Raw genomic sequence first — 25,097 nt, 5'->3', positions numbered from 1 at the left:
AACCAATGAAGGAGATATTTGTAGGAATATTTGAAAATGACCAAGATAATCCACTAAACTATTTGGATCAGGAACGTGATAAAATCAACGATCTTTTCCTGAACCATATCGATACTTTTAATGCTCCTTTACTTAAAGATGCTGGAATCAAGGGGTTTATGGGTAACTTAGAAAAACTCACCAATGAAATGACCATATTTCATTTTAGTGGACACCATAATGACAAAGCGCAGACGCTAAAACTGAGTGATGATATATTTCGCAACCAAGGACTTATAAAGATCTTAAACGCTTCTCCCAAATTAAAAATGGTTTTTATTAATGGGTGTTCTACTGGTGAAATAGTCGATGCCCTACATAACGTACCCATTGTAATTGGTACCAAAACACCCGTGTACGATTCATTTGCACAGCAATTTTCTGTTAGACTATACAATTTATTATTAGCCAATAAAGAAAACTTAACCAATAGTGATTTCATTAAAAGCATATATCATCAAACCATAGGGTTTTTTGAAGGATATTTTGAGGACCCAGATGATACAGAACGAGGTGTTATGTCTTTGGAAGAACTTACTAAAAAAACGAACAACTATATTATTAAAATCAATAAGGATACAGCGGCTAATTTTGATCAAAGAGTAACCTATAATTCTAATCCTGGTAATTATCCTTTGAAAAGTAAATTCAAGGAATTGGTCAATGAAATTAAAGAAAATGAAAAGTTAACCGAAGATTTATATAAATACTACCCTTATTTCTTATGTATTCATTTAGAAATTTTATCTGAATTCAACGATATCAATAACAGTGTTTATCAAGAACTTAGTAAAGAACGATATTGGGTAATCAGGAGTTTGTTTAAAGAGTTTTTAAATTTTTTGAAATTTTCGGCGTACTCTATCATCTGGTCCATATCTAAAGAGCACGGTAATGAATTCACCATTAAATTAAGTAACCAACTCAAGGAAATATTAAGAGAAAACCTTGAGATCGCATGGGAATCGCATGTACAAGATAAAATTTCTGAAGATCTTGCATTTATCTACTCCAATATACCAGATGATTATATAACAAAAAACGAACTATGGATTGATTTAAAGCATTGTGTTTTGGAACATCGAAATATCTTTAAAGAAATATCAGATTTTTTCTCTGCTCATGAAAATAACGATATCGATGTGCATGACTATATGCGAACTGAACTTTATCTTCATGAATTTATACGAAAATTCAAATTTTTAAGATCGCTTGGTATAGAATCTATATATGATGTTTTTTATAATCAATTTCGATATAACGAGCAGCGATCTTATGTGATTAATAGATCATATTATCCTGTTTCAAACAGACCCATAGCTTTAGACGAACAAAAGAGTGTTGTTTATAATATTAATGACAATGAGCCAGGTTTTGACATTGATATTCACTCGGTATATCTATGTACTGTAGCCAACGACAATGGCGCTTTAAAAAGAGAATTGAACCTATCCCCTTTTTATCTCGATGTAAACTCTACCTCTGTGGCAAAAGATAAAATCAAACTATATTATTTAGATCGATACTCTGAAGCTACAGAAAAACTTATCTACAAAGAAGTCGTAAATGCCAAAGTGTACAGACAAAACAACGGTGTTCAAAAAGACCTTGGTGAAGAAATAGAAGTTCCTTTAGAGGAATCTATGATTTGGGCACTTTACAAAGATGGTAAAGAGAATATCATTCAGATTGAGGAAAAAAAGAAAATACGAGATCATTTTGGGTATATCAAAAACTTAATCGCCAGCTCATAGTATGCCACATAGAACAATAACATCTCCCTTCAAGTTTCTGGATTCTTACAAAAAAGATGATGTAAACACCTATTTTGGAAGAGACAAAGAGACTTCAAGTCTTTATGAGCTCTATAAAGACTCCACAATCATGATTTTACATGGTCCTTCGGGATCTGGAAAAACCAGTCTGATTTATTGTGGATTACTAAACAGAATTAAAAAAGAAAAAAGAGTCATTAGCATTCGACGTAATCAAAATCTGATTACATCGATAAAACATAAGATTTTTGGACGTAATGAAGAAAACATCGGAGCACAATTGTTAGATAATTTCTTTTCGTTTCATTCAGAGCTAAATAAAATTTTAATCGATATCTCAGAAACAGAAAGACTAATTCTGGAAATTGAAGATGATATTATAGGTATTAAACAGAAAAAAAGAAAAACTTCCTTCATAGCACAAGATACCACTACATACCAACAAACAGAAACCCTAGATACCTCGACACTAATTTCAAAATTAAAGGAACGCTTAGGTCATTATGCCGATCAAAGAAAAAATCAACTTTTTGAATTAAAGGAGATTCATTTAAAAATTGATAAAACTTCTAAAAGCTTATACACCCATTTAATAAACACTTGCATCCAAAAAGGAGCTAACAATAGTGCTCCTCTTGTTATTTTTGATCAGTTTGAAGAACTGTTCGTGTATGGGAGCCCTCAAGAAATTGATCGTCTGGGGTTATTTTTAAAACTCGTTTTTGATCATAAAGTACCTTTCAATATCATTATATCATTGCGTGAAGAGTATTTTGGGTATTTAGACCAACTACAATCCTATGTGCCACAGATATTCTATAAAAAACTAAGACTTACTCATCCTGATAGATCTACCGTAAAACAGATCATAAAAAAATCATTTGTAGAATTTAACATAAACCAGGTCGCCGATAAAACTAAAGATGTAATACCTAGCGAAGTTCAAGACAAGCGCATAGAATATATCCTAGATAAGGTTAAAATTCAGGAAAATGAAACCGAATCATATCATTTTCCTTTCCTTCAAGTGTACTTAGATCGGTTATACAAGATCGATTATTATAACACCTATGGGAGACAAGAAAAATCTTCAACAAGAGAATATTTACCCTTAGAACTCGAAGAGAATGAAATCAAAGATTTTGGAACTATTGAAAAAGTATTGCAAGAATATATTAAGGAAATCAACAACACCATAATACAAAACCCTAATAACAAACTTAATAATTATAGCGAGCATAAAGATTGTGTTATAAAGTTTTTAAAACACTTCAAAACCAAGGATGATCTTAAAAAGAGAATTCCTTTAACCATTCAAAACGATAACTACTACATCATAAGCGATACCACCGTTGCACATAAAATTCAAAATCATATCTGGGGTGAGGTAAATGAAGAAGCTTATAACGACACCCTTTCAGAAATTATTGAAGAACTAAGCGACAAAGGTATCTTAAAACTCAATACCGATCAGAATACCGAAAAAGAATATGCTGAACTGAGTCATGATATTATTGCAAAAGTAATAAGTAACTTCCACTCTACTGAAGATGATTATAAGCAGCTCATCAAAGATGATTTTGTATCTTCCTTTAGCTTATTTGATGAAGGCGGACAGGATAAAACCACGTTACTCTCTACGCAACAAATAGAACGTATGAAACCGTATATGGATTTTATCATGATAGATGAAGACAAAGAACGGTTGCAACGAAAAAAACTTTTTTTTGAAGAGAGTAAAAAGGAAAGTTTAAAGGAAGAAAGAGAACGTCTGCGCTTTAAAAGAAGAAGAAAAAAGATAATTTTCTATTCTTTGGCCATTACTTGTCTTGCTCTCACTTCAGGAATCTTATCTATATTATTATGGGATTCTGAGAAAGAAAATGAAACTGCTGAGTTGCTCGGACATGCTATAGAAATAAATCGATACGACAAGACCAAATCGTTTAACTATGTATTACTTGCAGATTCTACTCTTAAGACAAAAATTATTCAAGATCAGGAAAACACCCTAGTCAATAATTTCAAAAATAACCTTTACAAAGAATTCCTTAGCACTCCTTTTTATCATAACAGCATTGCTCTAGAAGAAGGATTCGAACTTAAAACTACCAAAACTCGAAGAGTAGACGATTCTCTATACATTTTCACTTTAAGTAAAAATAATAGTTTTAGTGTATTTACTTTGTCTTATAGAGAAAAGAATGGTGCTATTATCAATCGCTACAAAGAAGACAACATATTGGCTTTTGAACCTTTTACTCTTACCCCAAACGACACCTATTTAAGAACTCTTGTATTAAGTAAACATTCTGATACCGGAGAAATAAAACTTCAGCTGATGGATCATCTTGCGAATGAAGTTTTTGTTTTAAAAGGTGAATCTATTAGCAAAGGAGAAATAATACAAATTGAGCACCTTAGTGGAGCTTCTTTTCTTTTCAGTATTGACAAAAAACTATATAAGGTTATCATTGATATTTGGTCTGGACAATATGAATTACAATTGGAAACTTCATTACCAGGGGTTATTGAAAAGATAAAAACAGTTGCTCACAAAGACTACCTTGTTTTGGATAAAAACAATCACTTTTATACAAATGATAGCACTAATATAAAGACCAACGTGTTTAATCATTATTTACAAAAAACACATCAACCTTCAAAGAAAAGACGTCGACAAATAGAGCATTTCAAGGTAAGTACATTTAGTATTGATGAAAATACCGACAGATTGTTTGTTGGCTTACAAGGGAAAATTATGGTATTCGATTTGTACGACAATGAAAATATTCATGAACATTGGGTACACGACAAAGAATTAAAAACCATTGCTCTGGATCCAAAAGGAAATATGCTCATAGGAAGCCGAGATAATGGAGCTAATTTATTTAACGAAAGTAATGTACTTATCAAGCAATTTATTGCACATGAAAAGCCACTCATAAATGTATCTTTTGTAGATAGCGATGAGAATTTCATTATAACCAGTAGCGAAGATAACACCATAAAATTATGGAATATTACCACAGATACTAGATTACAAAAAGACATAGAAGCTATAAACCCTATGGAAAAAACGAAAGATTATGGATATATAGAAGATCAATTAGAAAAAAGAGCGATGAACCTAAATACCAAACTTGAACAAATCAACAAAGGTGATTTAACCAAAGTGGTAACATGGTTTGCAAGACTCTTTAAGCAGTGACATGAAGCTCGGTAAATCCTTTCGGGATTACCATACTTCCGTTTTCTTTATCATAGTTAATACTATCTAGAGATACCACAACATTGTCTATTTCTACTTCTTTTATGGTAAAAGGAAGGCCTATAAAATCAATTTTGATAGTTTCATATTCAGTTACAAACGTACCATCTTTATGTTGTTGTATGATAACTTCATTCTCTTTACCAGTAAATGAAAAACTTCGTAAACTGAATCTTCCTTTCATATAATCATAACCATCCTGAGCATCTTCATACACCTTAGAAACTTCTTTGTTTCCTAATTTGTAGTATACCTCTAAACAAAGTTGATCTATTGTTTTTTCTCCAACATATTGTTGTACAGGATATTTAGGGATTATGGCTCCTTCCTTTACAAATAGAGGAATAATATCAAGATCTGCATCTACCCATTGTTCCATACCTCCTTTTACATATTCTCTTGTCCAGTAATTGTACCAGTTACCTCTTGGAATATACATACGTCTACCTTTGGAATTTGGTTCTTGTACCGGGCACACTAAAATCTGGTTTCCGAAAATAAACTCATCAGTCCTATAATGTGTTTGAGGATCAAGCTGATCAAACAACACCAAAGGTTTTAGCATAGGAATACCTTGCTCTGCATACTCCCAGAACATAGTATACAGGTATGGCAGTAGTTGATAACGTAATTCTACAAATTTACGAGTGACATCTACTACTTCTTCACCAAATGTCCATGGTTCTTGGTTACCATGATCACCAGAAGAGTGCGTACGACAAAACGGGTGAAATACGCCCAATTGAATCCATCTTGCATAGAGTTCACCTGTTGGATGCTCGGCGAACCCACCAATATCACTACCAGTGAATGACATACCACTCATACTCATTCGTTGAGCCTGGATATTGGCAATCCATAAATGTTCCCAAGTGGCAACATTATCTCCGGTCCATGATGATGTATATCGTTGTGCTCCAGAGTACGCTGATCTTGTAATAATAAAAGGTCGTTTAGGATAGGCAAACTTCTTCACACCTTCATAGGTAGCCCTGGCCATTTGGGTACCATAGATATTATGTGCTTTTCTATGACTACAGGGGTTACCATCATAGTTATGACGTACATCATTAGGGAATGTTTTTCCTGGAACCTCCATAACTGCTGGCTCATTCATATCATTCCACACCCCTTTTACTCCAATTTCATCAATAATCTCCTTAAACAATCCAGACCACCATTCTCTTACCTTTGGATTTGTAAAATCTGGAAAATAACATTCTCCTGGCCATACTTTGCCTCTCATATAAGGACCATCTGCTCGTTTACAGAAATAATCATTATCCATAGCCTCCTTATACACCCAATAGTCATCATCAATCTTAATTCCTGGGTCTATAATTACTACTGTTTTATATCCGTCTTCGGCAAGTTCTGCTACCATTCGTTTCGGATCAGGAAAATACTCTTTACTCCAGGTAAAACATCTAAAACCTTCCATATAATCTATATCTAGATAAATAGCATCACATGGGATTTTTAGCTCTCTAAATTTATTGGTGATTTCTTTTACTTTACTTTCAGGATAATAACTCCATTTACATTGGTGATATCCCAAAGACCATAATGGAGGTAGTTCTGGTTTACCTGTAAGATCTGTATAACGTGTAATTACATCTTGCATATTAGGACCATAGAAGAAATAGTAATTCATTTCTCCTCCTTGTGCCCAAAAACTAGTCACGTTACGTCGTTCTTGACAAAAATCGAAAAACGTCCTAAATGTATTATCGAAGAATATACCATAAGCTCTTTCCTCATACAATCCTGTATAAAAAGGTACACTTTTATACAATGGATCCTGATCTTTCCCAAAAGCATATTGGTCTGTTGCCCAGTTTTCTATTCGTTTTCCCTTAAGATTAAGATGCATTGGCTTGTCACCCAAACCATAATAACATTCACCTTGAGGCGCAGATTTACTCATTTTTACAATATTTCCTCCATATTCATAGCTCTGCTCCCAATGAAATCCCCAATCATCTTTACAAATTACATTTCCCTCCAGGTCATAAATAGCCGTTTTAAGATCTGCTTTATGTATAGTTAATTTTATTCTTGAGGTAATAATAGCATAATGATCATCATGTTCTTCTACATCTAGTTTGCTATACCCCCTTGCCCCATCTTCACTTATAGCATAAGAAAAATCATTTTCAAAATTGTTGTCGGTAGCATACCTAAAACGAATAACACTACCCCTTAAAATAGTAACCTGAAGAATGACTCCATTTTCGGTGGTGAAGTTTATTTTATCTACATCTTGAGAAAAGGAAGCTATTTTACCTGGAAATAAATTTCCTTTATGCTCTAATTCAGTATTTACAATCATAAAATATTCTTTTTCGTTGGACTTGGGATTATAAAAGAACGATATCTAATTCAATTTAAAAATCATTTCTATGACTATTTATTAAGAAAAATTTACGAAAACGTTTGAAAAACATAAGAATTAACAATCGTTTAATTTTAAGCTGTTTTAGTCATATAAATTAAGCGTCTATTTTGAAAACTACAGTACTTAACGGTGGAATACTAATTGCTGCTGAATAAGGTTTGTTATGCCACTCTTTTTGTTCTATTTTTATATCAGTTTCATTAGAAAATCCACTCCCGCCATACTTTTTTGAATCACTATTAAGCACTTCTTTCAATTTTCCTTTCTTTGGTAAACCTATACGATAATCGGTACGAGGAACTGGGGTGAAATTACATACTGCAATTAATATAGCATCCTCATGATATCCTTTTCTGATGTAAGCGATGATGGAGTTTTCATGATCATCATAGCTAATCCATTCAAAACCTTCATGCGTAAACTGTTGTTCATACAAAGCCGGAGAGGTTTTATATAAACTATTAAGATCAATAATCAATTGTTGAACACCCTTGTGGTAGTCATATTGTAACAAATGCCAATCCAAGCTTTCTTGAAAATTCCATTCTGCTCTCTGTCCAAATTCTGCTCCCATAAAAAGCAGATTTGTTCCAGGATGAGTGAACATATAACTATACAGTAACCTTAAGTTTGCAAATTGTTGCCATTCATCTCCAGGCATTCTACCTATGATGCTATTTTTACCATAAACCACTTCATCATGCGATAGTGGTAGCAAGAAATTCTCGGTAAATGCATAAGTCATGCTAAAGGTTAAATCATTTTGATGATGTTTCCTGTACACAGGCTCTTTGGCGATATATTGCAATGTATCATGCATCCAACCCATCATCCATTTCATTCCAAAACCTAATCCTCCAACAAAGGTTGGTTTAGATACCATCGGAAAAGAGGTAGATTCTTCGGCGATCGTTTGCACATCAGGAAAACTTGCATAAACTTCTGTATTCAAGTCTTTCATAAAGGTTATCGCTTCCAGGTTTTCTCTTCCGCCATAAATATTGGGTTCCCATTCACCATCATTACGAGAGTAATCAAGAAATAACATTGATGCCACTGCGTCTACCCGAAGCCCATCTGCATGAAACTGATCCAGCCAAAAAATCGCATTACTAATGAGAAAACTTTTTACTTCATTTCTTCCATAGTTAAAGATTAGGCTTTTCCAATCTGGATGATATCCCTTTCTTCTATCGGGATGCTCATATAAACATGTACCATCAAAAAAACCTAGGCCATGGGCATCTTCGGGAAAGTGAGAAGGTACCCAATCGAGAATGATTCCAATATCGTTTTGATGCAATTTATCTACCAATAACTTAAATTCCTCTGGATACCCAAAACGTGCCGTGGGCGCGAAATATCCTGTGAGTTGATATCCCCAAGAAGGATCATACGGGTATTCCATTATAGGCATAAGCTCTACATGCGTAAATTGCATTTTTTTTACATACGCAACCAGTTCATCGGCCAGTTCGGTATAGGATAACGATCGATTTTCTTCTATTCTTTTCTTCCAGGAACCTAAATGTACTTCATAAACGGAAAATGGTGCATCTATGGCGTTGTATTTTTTCCTGTTTTGCATCCAATCTGAATCCTTCCATTCATACACAGAATCCCAGACTACTGATGCCGTTTTGGGAGGATGCTCACAACGACGTGCATATGGATCAGCTTTTTCGGTCTGAATACCATTATGATGAGAATGGATTTTATATTTATATAGATTTCCTTTACCTACACCGGGAATAAACCCTTCCCATATTCCAGATTCATCCCAGCGCACATTGAGTTGATGTTTTCCATCTACCCAAAAATTAAAATCTCCTATTACAGAAACTGACTTTGCAGAAGGCGCCCATACGGCAAAATAGGTGCCTTCTACCCCATTAACCGTTGTTATATGAGAGCCAAATTTATCATACAATCGATAATGCTTTCCGGCTTTAAATAGATTAATGTCAAAATCTGAAAATAGGCTATGTACAATTACGTTATTCACGAATACTTAATTAAGAGAGTAGTTATTTTAAAGAGTAGTTATGTTGTTATTTGAGCACAAATCCGTTAGGAATTACAGATCTGCTTTTGATCACTACTACTCCGTCTTTAATAACATAATTCTCTTCTTCGGTATCTTCTAGATGAGATCCTCCTTCAATATGTACATTATTACCAATAGCAACATCTTTGTCGATTATCGTATTTGATATGTAACATTCGTCTCCGACTCCAATAGATGGAATATTGTTTTCATGATTATGATTGAGCGTGTCGATATCCTGATATGAGTTACTACCAATCATATAGGTGTTTTTTATAACCGTTTCTTTGCCTATTCTTGATCGTATTCCTATAACCGATCTTTCAATCTCCTTAGCATTAATAATACAACCTTCTGCTATCATCGATTTCTTTAATAGTGTTCCCGAAATTTTGGATGGAGGCAATATTCTTGGTCTGGTTAACACAACATTGGCGCTATCGAATAAATCAAACTCAGGAACATCATTGGTTAAATTGATGTTGGCTTCAAAGAAAGCGCCTACATTTCCTATATCGGTCCAATATCCTTCATACTGATAAGCAAGGACTTTATTTTCTGTAATCGATTTTGGAATAATTTCTTTACCAAAATCTACGGTATCGGGGTTTGAAAGTATATCAATTAATAAATCTTTATTAAAAATATAGATTCCCATTGAAGCAAGATAATGTCGATCTTCTTGTTTCATCTCTTCACTTACTTCTGACTCCCAACCCTTTAATTTTTCGAGACTTGGTTTTTCTGTAAATGACGAGATAAAACTTTCATCATCTGTCTTTAATATTCCAAATTCTGTAGCTTCCTTAGCCTTTACAGGAAGTGTAGCTATAGATATTTCTGCTCCTTTATCGATGTGTTCCTTAAGCATTGCATTAAAATCCATTTTATACAGCTGATCTCCCGATAAGATCAAGGCGTATTCAAATTCATGATTAAGTAAATGATGCATAGATTGTCTTACCGCATCTGCGGTACCTTGATACCAAGTTTTATTATCTGGAGTTTGCTCTGCAGCCAAAATATCAACAAAAGCATTGCTAAAAGAACTAAAGACATAAGTGTTTTTAATATGTCTATTCAAGGAGGCTGAGTTGAACTGAGTAAGTACAAACATTCTTTTAATATCACAGTGAATACAGTTTGATATAGGAATATCTACTAACCTATATTTTCCTGCAATAGATACTGCGGGTTTTGAACGTTTTTCTGTAAGCGGAAATAATCGGGTTCCTTGGCCTCCTCCAAGGATAATAGCGAGTACTTTTTTGTTGATCATTTTTGTGTAATTAGGGTTGAATAAATATTAATGTATTGTTTAGCCGAAGATGCCCATGAATGATCGATCTTCATAATTTGTTTTTGTATTCCCTTAAACCTTTTTTGATCATCATATAGGTCTGTTGCTCTTTTTATAGAATAACACACGTCCCAAACCATGGCGTTATCATGACAAAAACCAAAACCATTATCTCCAATATCGATCACGGTATCTTTTAATCCTCCTGTTCGTCTTACGATAGGAATAGTTCCATATCGTAGGGCATACATTTGGTTAAGACCACATGGCTCTACTCGTGAAGGCATCAAAAGAAAGTCTGAACCTGCATATATCTTATGCGATAGCTCTTCGTTATAACCTATATATGTATTGTATTTTCCTTTATATTTTTCCTTAAGTATTTCCAGTTCATGTTCTACTCTAGGATCACCAGATCCCAAAATGAGTATATTCACCTCATATCTATCTAAAGTCTCACCTATAATTTCTGGTAGCAGATCTGCTCCTTTTTCTCCAACCAATCTACCTATAAAACTAAATAATGGTAAATCTGGGTTAAGATCAAATTCTTCGCATAACCACTTTTTGTTCTCCTTTTTGCCTGATATATAACTTGTTTCCGTATAATTTTTGATCAGCATACTATCTGAATCTGGATCCCAAGTTTCTACATCGATACCATTTAGAACTCCAATACATTTCTTTTGTTCATGAGACAGAAGGCTTTCTAAGCCATTTGCATTTTTTTGAAGCTCTTGCATATAGTTTGGTGATACAGTTGTCACTTGCCACGCACATTTTATTCCTGTTGCAAGTGGATTGATCTGATTATCCCAATCGATTAGACCTATTTTGCTTTTATCGAAATCTGGTAAATAATGTAGTTTGTCATAAGAAATATGACCTTGATATTGCGCATTATGAATGGTGAAAATTGTAACAATATCTTTTAACCTGGTATATGGAGATGCATGCGATATCAAAAAGGGGATTAAACCTGTATGGTGATCATGGCAATGAATAATATCTGGCACTTCTTCTTGTACATTCAACCAATTAAGTACCGAAAGTTGAAAAGCCAAAAAGCGCTCTGTATCATCAAAATGGTTGTATACCTCTTCTCTATCCAATAATCCCTCAATATAAACCGTATAGATATCAAAGCCTACATCTGGTTTGTCTAATTGTAAAATAGAAAATTGATAAGTGGTATCTCCTATTTGAACATTACCATTTCCTATTTCCTTAAATTCAGCACTCTGGCGAAATTTGTTTTCATAGTAAGGTAATATCACACTAGACTTATGATCTAGTTTCTGTTGATATTTTGGCAAAGCACCAACTACATCTGCCAATCCACCAACTTTGGCAATGGGATAACACTCAAAACTTATGTGAAGAATATGCATTAAGATCGTTATGTTTTTTACACTTATTAACTTTTACGATATATCGATTAAAGCTATGAAAAACCTAACAGAAACATGATGCTATTCTCATAAAAAGAAAGGGTATTAATGATTAATTAATAAAAAAATAACAAGAAAATTATACTTTTCATATTAAGGATGTAAAATCTTCTGTTTAAGTAATAATGTACAAGTACATAAATTTACTTGTTTATGGATCTAAGTGCCTTTTTTAGAACATATTTGGTTTCTTTGGTCTGTGATTTTGCCTCCCATGATGTGCATATTTGCTCTACCCATTTGGGTTGACTTTTGCTAGCGTCATTTAACCAATTTCCAACAGAATCCCTTAAATATTTAGATGGATCTGCTTTTAGAGGTTCCAGGATTGGAATTCCCAGTTCTGGTTGTTCTTTTAGGGTATCTATTTTCTTAGTCCAAACACCAATAGGTCTTGTCGCTTCTGCAGCATATCTTCTTACATTTTCATCTGGATCCATTGTCCAACCTGAGAGTATAGCGATAGCTTCATCCAGATTATCAATAATTCCCTCTTTAGAAGCGAAAATAGCGACTTCCCGAACTCCGAAATGAGAATCTGCTGCGAATGGTTTGATAACCTCCAAACGTTTATGAATGTCTGTTTCACGTATCCCTGCCCAATAGGTGGCCCAACATCTTGGAACATCTGAAGTATGTGTGGCTAGATAGTCCAAGATCCCCTGATCATTGGTAAGTTCTAAAAAAGTAGTGCCAATAACCTTTGTATTAGAATTTGCAGAAGGTTTTTTTTGAGAAGAAACTGCTTCATAAAAACTATCATACCAATCTGTTTTTCCTAAATGCTTCAATATTTCTTTTAAAAGGAGTAGCTGATCAACCGCTAACCACTCCATTAAATTAGCAGTTTCAATTTGTCCTTTATTTAAGTAATTTAATACTTCCTGATCTAAGTCTTTTAAACTTCTTGGCCCCTTTCGATTAAGAATATGTTCTGGTATCATAAAAAATAATAATGGTGTGATGCTATCAAATCTACTAAAAATGATAGCATCAATACACATGTGAAAACTAAAATTTATTCTTCAAATCGGTTAAAAGTATCGAAGTGATACATTTGTACAGATGAAGGTTTAACAACTTCAAAAGCTTTGGCAGCTTTATCGTTTTTCATAACGTCTTCTGCCGCACTTTTTGCAGAGTCCATGTCCGTCCAATACACGATATCAATGTACTTCCCTTCTCCATTACTAGCAGTAGTTCTTTCAATAAAACCATAATAAAGTTTTACTACGTCATTTAAAGAGGTAAGAGCCTGCTCGATATCACTAATAGAATATCCCGGATTAGCTTCAAACATTACAACTTCGATTACTTTTGGTTCGCTTTTCATTGACATAAAATTTTGTTCAGCTTTTGTATTAGAATTAAACAATAGATTTACCATGATGATGAGAATTAACTTGTTCATGAAAATTAATAATAATCAAAGGTAAATTGAGTGAATGACAACCCTATGTCAGTAGTATTTTATGAAGATGTAATATTTGATCTGTAAGAAGCTAATCGGCGATTATAATAGTCCTCTAAAGTAAAGCGTTGAGAAGGAAAAGAATGTTGTGTTTCTATAAGATTTACGATACGATCGGTTCTAAATTCACGATAATCTTTTCGCAGTTGGCAATAGGCGATCATAATCCATGTATTATTTGTAAAATATACACCCAAAGGCTCTACCAAGCGTTTACTAGGTTCGTTGTTTACATTAGTATATTGTATTTCTAGCACTCTTAGATCTGTAATAGCCTGTTGAATAACTGATAATGAATTACTGGGGTGAACCGCTTTTCTGTTATAGGTAAATACTCGTTGATCTAATATTTCCAGTTTCTTTTTTTGAGTGGTTTTTAATACGGCTATAACTTTATCAATAGCTTCTTGATATTCATCAATTAATGATTGATCATTGTTTGTTTGTACAATTTTAAAAGCTGTAAGTAAAGCATTAGCTTCTTTTTCGGTAAATGTTACTGGTGGTAACGAATATCCGTCTACCAAAAAGTAACCTGTCCCTGCCTCTGCACCGATAGGTACGCCAGCATCCATAAGCGCCTGCATATCCCTATATATTGTACGCAAACTCACTTCGAATTTATCAGACAATTCTGAAGCTAAAACTATTTTTTTAGACTGGAGTTTTACAAGTATCGCGGTAAGTCGATGTAACCTTTTCATTACTCATTCATATTTTGATCTGAAGCAGTATCAGAATCTTGAGGATTTATATCACTCAAATCAGTTGTGTTATTAATAAAATACTCTGTTTCTTCTACTTCTTCTAATTCATTTTCATTAACAGTTTCTATAGGCTTAGGATTCATCTTTTTATCTCGAATCATACCCCATGTCATAATTAAACTCGTACCTATAATTACAAATAATAACACACCCGGCTCAAAACCTTCTACCATGGCTTCTGCAGGGATAGCATAAAACAGAAGCACTGTTATTAAACCACGTGGTGCAATAAATAATTGAGGGAAAATATCTTTTCCTAAAAACAGACGCAATAACCCAAATCTAATAGCATATATAGAAACCAAAATCAACAAACTAATTAACGTCACCTTCAAACTTAGAAGTGAGGATAACACGATGGTAATACCAAAAATCACAAAGAATAATGTTCTTACTACAAAAGCAGTTTCAGCAGTTATTACATGCAATTCATGGTAGATATGTTTCGCTTTTTCTACATCGAGATACTGTCGTAATTGTCCTTGAAAAAACAATTTCATATTGGCGATCACCAAACCAAAAATTAAAATAATAATTAGTGATGATAAATGCATCTTTTTACCTAATGCATATAGCAAGAGTAGAACAGCAATAAGAAGGAATAATTTGACTTGACTTTTAATCTTTTGAAAAATAAGAATAATCGCATAACTGGCGATCAAAGAAATTACAATGGTAAGTATAAGATTTAAAAAAAAGCCTCCTACTCCAGAATCCTCGGCTGGGTTTAGTCTTCCTGTAAGAAAATAAAAGAGCATAATACCCAATATATCTGAAAATGTACTTTCGTAAATATGAAATTCCTTCTTAGCTTCAGATAGCCCTGAAACACTAGGAATGATAATAGCACTAGATAATATGGATAAAGGTGTAGCATACAACCATGCAGACTGCATACTCATGTCTTTTACCAATGCTTTTAGAATTACCGCCGCAATAAATGTAGAGGCAACTAAACCTATTAATGCTATAGCCAAAGATTTGAGTATTGGCATTAACTTATCTCGTTTGAGTTCAAGTTCAAGAGCCGCTTCTAAAACAATCATAATTAAACCTACGATCCCCAAAACTTCTAACATAGGGAAGAAATCTATAGAATCTCCACCAAAAGCCTTTAGAATATACTGCAAAATAATTCCGAGTATAATAAGCATTAATACTGCAGGAACATTTGTTCTTTTGGCAATACCATTAAAAATAAAAGACAAAATTATAGTAAGGGATATTCCAATGATTACATTGTATGATGAAAAAATTTCCATGAGTAGGTTTTAGGTTGCTAATGTTAGTTGTTCAATTAACGATCGAAAAGATAGTAAATTATTTTGTAGTTATCATCGGTTGTTTTTACCGATAAGAACCACAAGAAAAATTGTATTTGTTAGCTACGTAATTTTATTGTTTCAAATACAATATTTTACACCATAAATGAACTAAGACCATTGCTATTACATTAATCTTTATTTAACGTAATTGTTTTTAAAAAACTTTACTTTTAATCTTATTAGCATTTAAAAAACATTTGCATGTCTAACGAAGGGTTAATTATTCCTGAAAGAAGCAGAGATATAGGAGATTTTTTAGTTGGTCGTCTCATTCCGTTTAGAAAAAAGAGAATGGTTGGTCCTTTTATTTTTATAGATCATATGGGGCCAACTACAATCAAAAAGGGTCATTATATGGATGTAGACCAGCATCCTCATATTGGACTCTCTACCCTCACCTACATGCTAGAAGGAGAGTTAATGCATAGAGATAGTATAGGAACCGAGCAACGTATATCGCCAGGATCTGTAAACTGGATGGTTGCGGGTAGTGGTGTGACTCATACCGAGAGAACACCCAACGATCTTAGAGATGATGTTGAGTTCACTGCACATGGTTATCAAATTTGGGTGGCATTACCAAAACATTTAGAAGATATAGAACCGGAGTTTCATCATATTGATTTCGAACAAATACCGCAATGGACAGATAGGAATGCTACATTTAAACTTATAGCTGGTAAAGGTTATGGAAGAGTATCTCCGGTACCTGTACATTCTGATTTGTTTATGATAGATATTACCAGCCAAGAACAATATGAATTACATATCTCTGGCGAGCTGGAAGGAGAAATCGGGATTTGTATTGTAAAAGGTAGTATCACAGCATGTGATGATAGTATTGAGCAAGGAAATATGTTAATATCAAAAACTGAAGATGCTTGTAAAATTACTTTACAACCCAACACCCATGTGCTATTGTTTGGAGGTAAACCCTTTCCTGAAGAACGTTATATTCATTGGAATTTTGTTTCTTCAAGTAAAGAGAAACTTGAAATAGCAAAAACTAAGTGGAACAACAAAGAGTTTCCCAAAGTTCCTGGAGACAACACTTATGTCCCACTACCTGTGCCCCGATTCTAATAGGTTTCAGCTAGTTCTTTTCGAAGTTCATTTAACGAAATCGTGCTGTTTATTAAACGAGTTACCACTTCTTCCCTAAATTCATCTAGATCATCATAATCGTAGTATTTGGCCCACTTATGATCATCTAACAAGTTTTTGATTTGTTTGATAAGTTTTCTGGTAGCATCTGCAGATCGCAATACTGCCACCTGATCATAATTGGGATTATCCTTATGCATATAACTTACCTTTTTGAGCTCAAAATCAACAGCAATATAGTATGCATCTACTTCTGGATCAAGATTTTCCCTAAAATCTTCCCACTCAGCAAATCCTAAACGTAAATCATCTATATCTGTCGCAATATCTGACACTAAGCGCCATTGGCACTTCGCAATTCTCCCCCAGTGATTCGATAGTCGATATACACCATGCTTGGTATAATAATACGTACTTCCCGATTCACTGCGGTAATTAGGTTTTCTTCTAGTAATTTCTCGAAGAGGTACACCTTTAAAAACACAATAAGTCTTATTAAAAAAATTGTGCCTGGTGTAGGTCTTTTTTTGTTCTTTTTCTTTTGTTTCCAATGCTATAATTTTCCCGGCGCAAAGAAATTATATTTTTATCAATATTGAAAAGTAAGTTTTTAACAAAGTATTAGTAACCATGCAAAGTACTTAAAACACCTATTCAAAAAACAGGTGTTTACCTGTTTAATTTCAGTGCTTTACCCAATGCAAACAATTAAATACTACTGTATATTTGAAAATATATTCTTAGTTTAATTTAGTATTTGAATTAGTTAATTAGTTAGTTAAAAAAACACTTTCAACATTGTTGGAGGTGTTTTTTTAACGCGCTTTATTTCAAACTAAAACGATATACGGCTCCAAAGCGTAAAAACAAATTCCCGGTCATTTCAGGATTCAGTAGATTACGATCATCTCCAAATTCAAATGCAGAAACTCGTATAGGTAGTGTATCTCCTTCCTCAAATACCTCATAAGAAGCAGTAGAATAACCCGCTTGCAATCGTAACAAAATACTTTCGTTTGCTAGACCATATTGAATATATGGACCAATTTCGATGTTAGACATTTGGATATATAGTTCTGGTTGAGTTGCTTCTCGATCTAAACTAAAAGTTCGAACAAAGGCTTGAAAAGCCACTCCTGTGACCCAATCATCAGACACATGATAATTAATATCTGCATTAATAGGTAAACTTGCCGAAATCTCCCAACGTTTATCCTCACTTTGATAATACATTCCTAAAATTGGGGTTAAAAACGTACCAAATCCTTCGCTACTTGCATATGTACCAAAACGATATTGCATAAGCTCACTTTTTTGATATTTTAATAAGGCCAATCCACCTAAAAAAAGATGATCTCCATCGGTATGTAAGTCTTAACTAGCTATTTTGGGCAAAAAGACATATGTCCCAGACCATTTCTCATTGTGTTTTATATTCACTCCAGCTTTGAGTGTAATGGTATTTAGGTTAATATTATCTCCGTTGGGCACCACTTCTACTCCGTGTTGCACATAATCAATACCACTGATAATGGCAAAGCGCTCATTCACTTTTAGGGGATAGGTAAGACTTGCATCCAGAATATTAATATTGGTGGTTGCATCAGAATTTTCATATCCTGCGTTAAGAATAGAGGCATAATTGACTTTAAATATGTCGATATAATCTTGAGCGTTTGTAGTCATCGTAAAAAAAGTAACGATACAGATAAAGATTAAATTTCTAAATTTCATACAGGTAAATGGGATTTCAATGAGCAAACAAGTATACAATATTCTTTTCGAATAATACTTTCAAATTAGAGCAATGACTTTTGTTTCATACAAAACTTAAAAAAGGGTAAAAACCTATTTGTTTGCAATGGTAATAGTTTTATCTTTAGCTATCATTATACCCCTTTTAAGACGTTTTCTTTTATCATTTTGTATTTCCCAATCTAATTAATTGTCCATTACACCGTAGTAGTAAATGCGGTGGTGATCAAAGTTTAAAATATTTCTATTATGCAACAACCGGTATCACAGTTACCTTACGAAATAATTTTAAATGCTTCTCCTAATGAAGCAGACATGGCCATTGCCTCAGTAGATATTTATGGCAATGTTGGTAAACTCAATTTATCGGTACTTACTGCATATGGCTATAATCAAAGTGCACTCAAAACACTAAGCTTAGAAAAAGGGTTTGATTTGCTCGAACAAAAGGGTAAAAAACCAATACTATTTATAGTTACTTATAACACAGGACAGACTAGTGAAAATTCATTACGAACAAATTTTACAAATGCTGTAAAACAGTTTCTCAATCAACTTTCTTCAAAAACTATTTGGATTCCTTTGTTAGGAACAGGGCAATCCGGAATTCCTATGCCTACAAGTTTACGTATCATTAGGTTTATGATTGAAGGGTTTTCATCAGATTTTTCAGAGATGAACACTCATTTTATTATCTCCGTACCCGACAGTCATAGAGGACGTAAGACATTTGAAGAAATTAATTCTAATGTTGAAAGCAGTACACCAAAAGCTCCCGCAAAAAAACAACAATCTAAGAATGTAAAATCTCAAAAATCAACAGATAGAAAAGGAAAATCGATTGCGGTAAATAGATTTTTGAAAGATTTTAAAGGAAAATTTTATCTAGCAGGCTCTTATTGGGAAAGAGGTACAAAAGATCAAACTTCAAACTTTATTGATCAAAACAAATGGCAACAAGGATTAAAAGAAAAAACATATGTAGATATCATAAATGAAATAGAACCTGGAGATATTTTAATTTTAAAATCAACTTACGGTAAAGATCGAATAGCTTACTTAAAAATAAAAGGATTTGGAATTGTAAGTCACAACCCTCAAAATGGTTCAGAACTCAAGGTTGACTGGGTTATTAGCGATTTGGACATTCATATAGAAAACCTTGGCACCTACAGAGGTGCAATAATTAAACCTACACTAGCTGATACAGAAACCATTCTAAGTCATATCGATTCTGGTATATTAAACAATCTCATTACTGTTTCAAAAAACAAGAAAACCATCACTACGGTTACTAAGATCACCACCCTAGCTGGGTTAGTAAGTGATGCAGATTCTGGCACAGATCATCTTAACATCAACAAAGATGTATCTGCATTTGCACGGGTTATAGCAGCAAAAAGTTTTACTCCTCCTCTAGCTATTGCACTTTTTGGTAAATGGGGATCGGGTAAGAGTTTTTTTATGAGAAAACTGAAACAGCGTATTCATTTACTATCTGAAAACAACCCCGAAAAAGGCTTTTGTGAAGGAATAGCTCATGTACATTTTAATGCGTGGTCCTATATGGATGCGAATCTATGGGCAGGAATTATAACCAAAATCTTTGATGGACTCAATCAATATATTCAAGATTATTCTGCTAGTGATATTTATAAACAGGAAATTGAAAAGGTACTAACTCATGAATTAAACATCACCAATACAGAATTAGAAGAGTTAGAACGTAAAAAAGATGTAATCGATGCGCAATTAGATAGTCTGAAAAACGAAAGAACCACTTTTGAACAACGTTTAAAGAATAAAATTCGCGAAATAAAAAAGACCAGTATTATTGAAGTACTTGAGAATGTCGATAAGAAATTTAAAGTACAGGATACAGTAGAAAATGCAATCACTACCAATTTAACAATCATCAAAAACAAAGAGCAGTTTTCTGAAATTGTACCTAAAGAATATTGGAAAACTCCAGAAGAATTGCATAATCAAACTACATCTATACTTACTTTTTTAAAAGTATTTTTTAAAGCTGGCAAATGGAAAAGTAATCTCATATTTGTCATTGCTATATTAGCTATTGTATTAGCAGTACCACCTTTATTAAATTACATAGCCAATACCGTGCAATGGACTAATTTTGAATTCCCAAACAATATATGGTATGTGTTAACTATTGCTGGTACTTTCTACACCAGAGGAATAAAAACATATAAGCAATTACAGCCTTTGGTAGCATCTTTTTGGAAAATAAAAGAAGACTATGAACTTCAAAAAGAAGATGCTCTGTTTCAAAATCAACAAAGGGAAAAGGCGCTTACTCTTGAGATAGAACAGCTCAAAGTTGAAATTATTGATATCAACCATCAAATTCATCAAACTACAGAACAAAAAGCCGAAATTGAATTTAGGCTGAATAATACATTATCTACCGAAGCATTGCACGCCTTTATTGAAAAACGTTCATCTAGCAAAGAATATGAAAAACACCTAGGGTTAATTTCCATTATACGTAAGGATTTTGAAATTTTAAGTAATCTCTTTACCGATCATCATGAGGAACTAAAGAACCTCACAAATAATGAAGATACACAAAGTTTTAGAGATAAATTTAGCCGACCCCTAGAACGCATTATTCTTTATATCGATGATTTAGATCGTTGTCCCGAAGAACGTGTAGTTGAGGTACTTGAAGCGGTAAATTTACTCATGGCCTATCCTCTATTTGTAGTGGTGGTTGGCGTAGATCCCAGATGGATCAAAAATGCTCTGATCAAGAAGCATCAAATGCAATTTGTGGCCAGCAAGCAGACTACAGATATGGAAATGATCGATCCGGCAAGTTATTTAGAAAAGATTTTTCAAGTCCCTTTTAATCTTAAATCAGCAGAAGACGAAAGTGTAAAATACATGCTTAAAACCTTGGCTCAAACAAAATCTGAACTTGAAGAAATCCCTATAGAAGAATCAACCCTCTCATCAGACGACATCACTTCAAACGCGAATACAAAAGGAAACAGTTCTTCGGGTAAAAATACACCAAAAACTGACCCAAAGAGTATCGACGAAGAACAAAATAAAGAAGAGGAGCCTAAAGAAGTCGAAATTATCGAAACAAAAGAAACTATCGAGTCTTTACGTCTTTCAGAATTAGAAATAGAACTTCTACAAGAAATGTCAGATGTAATAGGAACAAGTCCTAGGGCAATAAAGCGATTCGTTAATATCTATAGAATTGTAAAAGCTCATGAAGATTTTACCTATAAAGATGAAAATAATCGCAGTGAAATTATGGCCGTACTGTTATTGTTGGCGATACCTATTGGAAAGTTCAAAAAGTTATATGATTCTTTTGAAACATTTATGGAGCATTATTCGGCAAGAAAAACGTTATCAGGATATTTTGAAAACAACAGTGAATTGAAGGATGATGAAATAGAATTGAGTAAAGAGTTAAAAGATGTCTTATCTCACAAAGAAGGAACACTTGCACACAGTATAACTCATTTTAAACATCATCATCCATTCATTATTAGATTTGCATTTAATGGAGATTAAATCTAGTTAGAAATAGTTGCTTTAAAACCAGAATCGACATTTACCTTAGTAGCATCTGCTAAGTGGTTGTAGAATACAGCCATACCAGACATAGCAATGATCTCCAGTATTTCAGTTTGAGAATACCCGAGGGATTTTAATTGTACTATATCTTCTTCGCTTGATGAATTGGGATCTTTAGCCAACTGCACTGCAAAATCTATTGCAACTTTATCTTTTATATCGTGCTCCTCAGGTAATGAATGCGTGTTTAATAGGGATTCAATATCTTCGGGAATTACACCCATCATTTTACAAAATGCACTATGAGCAGCTTCACAATAATTGCAATCTTTCATCGATGAGATAGCAATCATTATCATTTCTTTTAACCTTCTATCCAGTTCTCCACTGCCTAAAATATATTTCATGGCGGGCAATATTCCCTGTAAAGCGACCGGAGCATCACTCCAGACTTTAAAAAAATTCGGAACAAAAGGAGCCCCAAGTTCTTCTTTTATCGTTTGAAAAGAATTTTCTAATTCGGGTATATTCTCCGAATCAACGATGATTGTACTTATAGTTTTCATTTTATGTATATTTAAATTGGTTTGGTTAATTTACAAATTGCACCATCAATATTAAGTTAACAAAAGACAAAAACTGGAAATCTTAAATTTTAGTGAATCTCTATAAAAGAAAATTAATATACCCCTATATTTAAAGCATTAAATCACACTATATCATGTCACACATCCATAAATCTTCCCTAGCAACAATTCTTAGTCTTATCATTATAGTCACTTTTAGTTCCTGCAAAAAAGATAGTACTGTAACAGATCTTAAGCAGGCATTAACTTTTTACGCTTCTTTTGATCAAGGTCTTGAAGCCGATTTTGCTTTAGGAGATAAGAGAATATATACTGTACCCAATCGAAAAGCTACAGACTCTTCTGAAGTTGGATTACATTATAAACCAGACATCAGAATTGATGAAGGTAATGGCCATTTTGGCAATGCTTTGCTATTCACCGAGCGCAGTAAAGGATATGTCTACTACCCTAGTAAAAACAATATCTCTTATAATACAAAGGATTGGAAAGGGGCTATTTCATTTTGGTTAAAGCTAGACCCTTCCTTAGACCTAAAACCGGGATACTGCGATCCGATACAAATCACAGATGTTAGCTATAATGATGCCTCTATATGGGTAGATTTCACCAAAGAAAATCCAAGAGATTTTAGATTAGGAGTAATTGGAGATAGAGCAGTTTGGAACCCAAATCCGGAAGGTCCAGATAACGAAAACCCTATATTTATCAAAAAACTTACCGGTGTCAAAAACCCTCCTTTTAGTCGAGAACAATGGACACACATCTTTATAAATTTTTCAGGATTAAATACCAAAACTGGAACTGCTAGTTTATATATAAATGGAGAGCACAAAGGAACCAGACCCAACATAGATACCCCCTTTACCTGGGAACTTGACAAGTCCAATATTTACTTGGGACTTGGATATATTGGTCTATTTGATGAATTATCTATCTACAATCGACCGTTAACTGATAACGAGATAAAAACACTATACACTCTTAAAAATACCGATGAGATTCTGACGCAATAACCGTATATTGTTGCATACTATTAAAAGTATTATGAATCGTCTCTTAAAACAGTATATAAAAGACTTATGGATGTCTATAGCCTTTTGGGCTGTAGCTATGGGTCTATTTTCTATTTTTAGGTATTATGGAATAGACGAAGAAGAGGGATTTACTGTAATTAGACAATACAGCGGTATAACAGGTACGCTTAGAGCGCTATTCGGTTTTATGACCATAGGAGTTTTAATTGGGATTCTTTATGCTACCGTAGATTTTGTGTACGAAAAAATCACAAAGAATCGGTTATTAATGGTCTATGATGTACTCATCACTTCTTTTTTATATTTCATTATTAGTATTGGGGTATTTACCATAGTAATGGTTTGGTTTTCTGAGATGTACGATCTCAATCTTAATACTGAAAGAGGTTGGTGGAAAAGTAATAAATCTTTTTGGGCAACCATGCTCTACATGATCTTTGTCTCGTTTGTCTTTTCATTTATAAAAATTGCCCGGGAAAAATTTGGTAAAGGGGTATTTCTAAAAATGTTAATGGGGAAATACAAAAACCCTAAAGAAGAAAAACGCATTTTTATGTTTCTCGACCTAAAAGACTCTACCACAATAGCAGAAAACCTGGGGCATTTCAAATACAGTCAATTTATACAAGATTGTTTTTATGATCTCAACGAAGTAGTTCCTAAATATGATGCTGAAATCTATCAGTATGTCGGTGATGAAGCTGTACTTAGCTGGCCCTACCAAAAAGGATTAGCCAATAATAATTGTGTAGACTTATTTTTCGCTTTTCAGCAGAAAAAACAAAGTAAAGCTCAATATTATTTAGATAAGTATGGTGTGATACCTGAATTTAAAGCTGGTGTACATGGTGGAGTACTTATGGTTACAGAAGTTGGTGTCGTGAAAAAAGAAATTGCATATCATGGTGATGTTATTAATACCTCTGCCCGTATACAGGCCGAATGCAACAAACACAAAGTATTACTTCTTATTTCTGAAAAATTACTAAAAGACCTTGAGGGAAAAGCACGTTTATCTTCAAAGTTCCTGGGTAGTGTATTATTAAAAGGTAAGCAAGAAGAAATTAATATTCACGCAATAGACACCAAATAACACAAGGTTCTGATATACAAATTATTAAAAATTCGAATTCGTCGTATCCTTTAAAATACTAGCCCTTGCTAAATTGTATTAAGCATGGGTTAATTAATTCTTTCATAGACATAAAATTT

At 33.6% G+C, this 25,097-nt stretch carries 18 protein-coding genes; 6 read left to right on the top strand and 12 right to left on the bottom strand.

The window, feature by feature from the left end; all coding sequences use genetic code 11:
* Positions 1–5: 5 nt before the first annotated feature.
* On the top strand, positions 6–1,793 hold the full coding sequence (locus tag M0D21_RS00580; RefSeq protein WP_248325512.1) for a hypothetical protein: 1,788 nt from the start codon (positions 6–8) through the stop codon (positions 1,791–1,793).
* Between the two features lies 1 nt (position 1,794).
* Positions 1,795–5,025 carry an AAA family ATPase gene (locus M0D21_RS00575; RefSeq protein WP_248325510.1) on the top strand — a complete coding sequence of 1,077 codons (3,231 nt, stop codon included), beginning with the start codon at positions 1,795–1,797 and terminating at the stop codon, positions 5,023–5,025.
* Here the strand turns inward: M0D21_RS00575 and M0D21_RS00570 are convergent.
* The 8 genes from M0D21_RS00570 to M0D21_RS00535 all read right to left on the bottom strand — a co-directional run bounded on the left by M0D21_RS00570 (position 5,015) and on the right by M0D21_RS00535 (position 15,781).
* The gene (locus tag M0D21_RS00570; RefSeq protein ID WP_248325508.1) at positions 5,015–7,417 is read right to left on the bottom strand and encodes a glycoside hydrolase family 31 protein; all 2,403 of its coding nucleotides are present in this window, start codon (positions 7,415–7,417) and stop codon (positions 5,015–5,017) included. The genes M0D21_RS00575 and M0D21_RS00570 overlap by 11 nt on opposite strands.
* 160 nt (positions 7,418–7,577) lie before the next feature.
* The gene (gene glgB / locus M0D21_RS00565) at positions 7,578–9,488 is read right to left on the bottom strand and encodes a 1,4-alpha-glucan branching protein GlgB (RefSeq protein WP_248325506.1); all 1,911 of its coding nucleotides are present in this window, start codon (positions 9,486–9,488) and stop codon (positions 7,578–7,580) included.
* A 46-nt stretch (positions 9,489–9,534) separates the two neighbouring features.
* On the bottom strand, positions 9,535–10,809 hold the full coding sequence (locus M0D21_RS00560) for a glucose-1-phosphate adenylyltransferase (RefSeq protein ID WP_248325504.1): 1,275 nt from the start codon (positions 10,807–10,809) through the stop codon (positions 9,535–9,537).
* Positions 10,806–12,221 carry a glycogen synthase gene (locus M0D21_RS00555; protein ID WP_248325502.1) on the bottom strand — a complete coding sequence of 472 codons (1,416 nt, stop codon included), beginning with the start codon at positions 12,219–12,221 and terminating at the stop codon, positions 10,806–10,808. Before M0D21_RS00555 ends, M0D21_RS00560 begins: the two co-directional genes overlap by 4 nt.
* A 203-nt stretch (positions 12,222–12,424) precedes the next feature.
* Positions 12,425–13,225 (bottom strand): DNA alkylation repair protein, encoded by an 801-nt coding sequence (locus tag M0D21_RS00550; RefSeq protein WP_248325500.1) that lies wholly within the window; start codon positions 13,223–13,225, stop codon positions 12,425–12,427.
* 74 nt (positions 13,226–13,299) lie between these two features.
* On the bottom strand, positions 13,300–13,614 hold the full coding sequence (locus M0D21_RS00545) for a TroA family protein (RefSeq protein WP_248325498.1): 315 nt from the start codon (positions 13,612–13,614) through the stop codon (positions 13,300–13,302).
* Between the two features lie 137 nt (positions 13,615–13,751).
* Entirely contained in the window at positions 13,752–14,456 is a 705-nt protein-coding gene (locus M0D21_RS00540) for a helix-turn-helix transcriptional regulator (RefSeq protein WP_248325496.1), read from the bottom strand.
* Positions 14,456–15,781 carry a cation:proton antiporter domain-containing protein gene (locus tag M0D21_RS00535; RefSeq protein ID WP_248325494.1) on the bottom strand — a complete coding sequence of 442 codons (1,326 nt, stop codon included), beginning with the start codon at positions 15,779–15,781 and terminating at the stop codon, positions 14,456–14,458. The genes M0D21_RS00540 and M0D21_RS00535 overlap by 1 nt, the downstream gene beginning before the upstream one ends.
* A gap of 264 nt (positions 15,782–16,045) precedes the next feature.
* Between M0D21_RS00535 and M0D21_RS00530 the strand changes: the two genes are divergently transcribed.
* Entirely contained in the window at positions 16,046–16,927 is an 882-nt protein-coding gene (locus M0D21_RS00530; RefSeq protein WP_248325492.1) for a pirin family protein, read from the top strand.
* Here M0D21_RS00530 and M0D21_RS00525 read toward each other — a convergent pair.
* The 3 genes from M0D21_RS00525 to M0D21_RS00515 all read right to left on the bottom strand — a co-directional run bounded on the left by M0D21_RS00525 (position 16,924) and on the right by M0D21_RS00515 (position 18,634).
* Positions 16,924–17,499, bottom strand: coding sequence for a hypothetical protein (locus M0D21_RS00525; protein WP_248325491.1), 576 nt, complete (start codon positions 17,497–17,499; stop codon positions 16,924–16,926). The genes M0D21_RS00530 and M0D21_RS00525 overlap by 4 nt on opposite strands.
* A gap of 274 nt (positions 17,500–17,773) precedes the next feature.
* Entirely contained in the window at positions 17,774–18,250 is a 477-nt protein-coding gene (locus tag M0D21_RS00520) for a hypothetical protein (protein WP_248325490.1), read from the bottom strand.
* Between the two features lie 72 nt (positions 18,251–18,322).
* On the bottom strand, positions 18,323–18,634 hold the full coding sequence (locus M0D21_RS00515; protein WP_248325488.1) for a hypothetical protein: 312 nt from the start codon (positions 18,632–18,634) through the stop codon (positions 18,323–18,325).
* Between the two features lie 318 nt (positions 18,635–18,952).
* On the opposite strand from M0D21_RS00515, the gene M0D21_RS00510 reads away from it, so the two are divergent.
* Positions 18,953–22,258 (top strand): P-loop NTPase fold protein, encoded by a 3,306-nt coding sequence (locus tag M0D21_RS00510; protein ID WP_248325486.1) that lies wholly within the window; start codon positions 18,953–18,955, stop codon positions 22,256–22,258.
* Between the two features lie 2 nt (positions 22,259–22,260).
* Here M0D21_RS00510 and M0D21_RS00505 read toward each other — a convergent pair whose 3' ends face one another.
* Entirely contained in the window at positions 22,261–22,827 is a 567-nt protein-coding gene (locus tag M0D21_RS00505; RefSeq protein ID WP_248325484.1) for a carboxymuconolactone decarboxylase family protein, read from the bottom strand.
* 155 nt (positions 22,828–22,982) lie between these two features.
* On the opposite strand from M0D21_RS00505, the gene M0D21_RS00500 reads away from it, so the two are divergent.
* On the top strand, positions 22,983–23,864 hold the full coding sequence (locus M0D21_RS00500) for a LamG domain-containing protein (RefSeq protein WP_248325482.1): 882 nt from the start codon (positions 22,983–22,985) through the stop codon (positions 23,862–23,864).
* Positions 23,865–23,895: 31 nt separating this feature from the next.
* Positions 23,896–24,978, top strand: coding sequence for an adenylate/guanylate cyclase domain-containing protein (locus tag M0D21_RS00495; protein WP_248325480.1), 1,083 nt, complete (start codon positions 23,896–23,898; stop codon positions 24,976–24,978).
* The last annotated feature ends 119 nt before the right edge of the window (positions 24,979–25,097 follow it).

This window comes from Aquimarina acroporae (assembly GCF_023195925.1).
GTDB classification, from domain to species: Bacteria; Bacteroidota; Bacteroidia; order Flavobacteriales; family Flavobacteriaceae; genus Aquimarina; species Aquimarina acroporae.
This window is presented reverse-complemented; position numbering and strand designations above follow the sequence as displayed.

Bases quoted from the DNA above. Each gene is read 5' to 3' on its own strand.
- M0D21_RS00495 (WP_248325480.1), top strand. From the start codon at position 23,896: ATGAATCGTCTCTTAAAACAGTATATAAAAGACTTATGGATGTCTATA.
- M0D21_RS00535 (WP_248325494.1), bottom strand. From the start codon at position 15,781: ATGGAAATTTTTTCATCATACAATGTAATCATTGGAATATCCCTTACT.
- M0D21_RS00570 (WP_248325508.1), bottom strand. From the start codon at position 7,417: ATGATTGTAAATACTGAATTAGAGCATAAAGGAAATTTATTTCCAGGT.
- M0D21_RS00575 (WP_248325510.1), top strand. From the start codon at position 1,795: ATGCCACATAGAACAATAACATCTCCCTTCAAGTTTCTGGATTCTTAC.
- M0D21_RS00530 (WP_248325492.1), top strand. From the start codon at position 16,046: ATGTCTAACGAAGGGTTAATTATTCCTGAAAGAAGCAGAGATATAGGA.
- M0D21_RS00520 (WP_248325490.1), bottom strand. From the start codon at position 18,250: ATGCAATATCGTTTTGGTACATATGCAAGTAGCGAAGGATTTGGTACG.
- M0D21_RS00540 (WP_248325496.1), bottom strand. From the start codon at position 14,456: ATGAAAAGGTTACATCGACTTACCGCGATACTTGTAAAACTCCAGTCT.
- M0D21_RS00500 (WP_248325482.1), top strand. From the start codon at position 22,983: ATGTCACACATCCATAAATCTTCCCTAGCAACAATTCTTAGTCTTATC.
- M0D21_RS00580 (WP_248325512.1), top strand. From the start codon at position 6: ATGAAGGAGATATTTGTAGGAATATTTGAAAATGACCAAGATAATCCA.
- M0D21_RS00555 (WP_248325502.1), bottom strand. From the start codon at position 12,221: ATGCATATTCTTCACATAAGTTTTGAGTGTTATCCCATTGCCAAAGTT.
- M0D21_RS00515 (WP_248325488.1), bottom strand. From the start codon at position 18,634: ATGACTACAAACGCTCAAGATTATATCGACATATTTAAAGTCAATTAT.
- M0D21_RS00510 (WP_248325486.1), top strand. From the start codon at position 18,953: ATGCAACAACCGGTATCACAGTTACCTTACGAAATAATTTTAAATGCT.
- M0D21_RS00560 (WP_248325504.1), bottom strand. From the start codon at position 10,809: ATGATCAACAAAAAAGTACTCGCTATTATCCTTGGAGGAGGCCAAGGA.
- M0D21_RS00545 (WP_248325498.1), bottom strand. From the start codon at position 13,614: ATGAAAAGCGAACCAAAAGTAATCGAAGTTGTAATGTTTGAAGCTAAT.
- M0D21_RS00505 (WP_248325484.1), bottom strand. From the start codon at position 22,827: ATGAAAACTATAAGTACAATCATCGTTGATTCGGAGAATATACCCGAA.
- M0D21_RS00550 (WP_248325500.1), bottom strand. From the start codon at position 13,225: ATGATACCAGAACATATTCTTAATCGAAAGGGGCCAAGAAGTTTAAAA.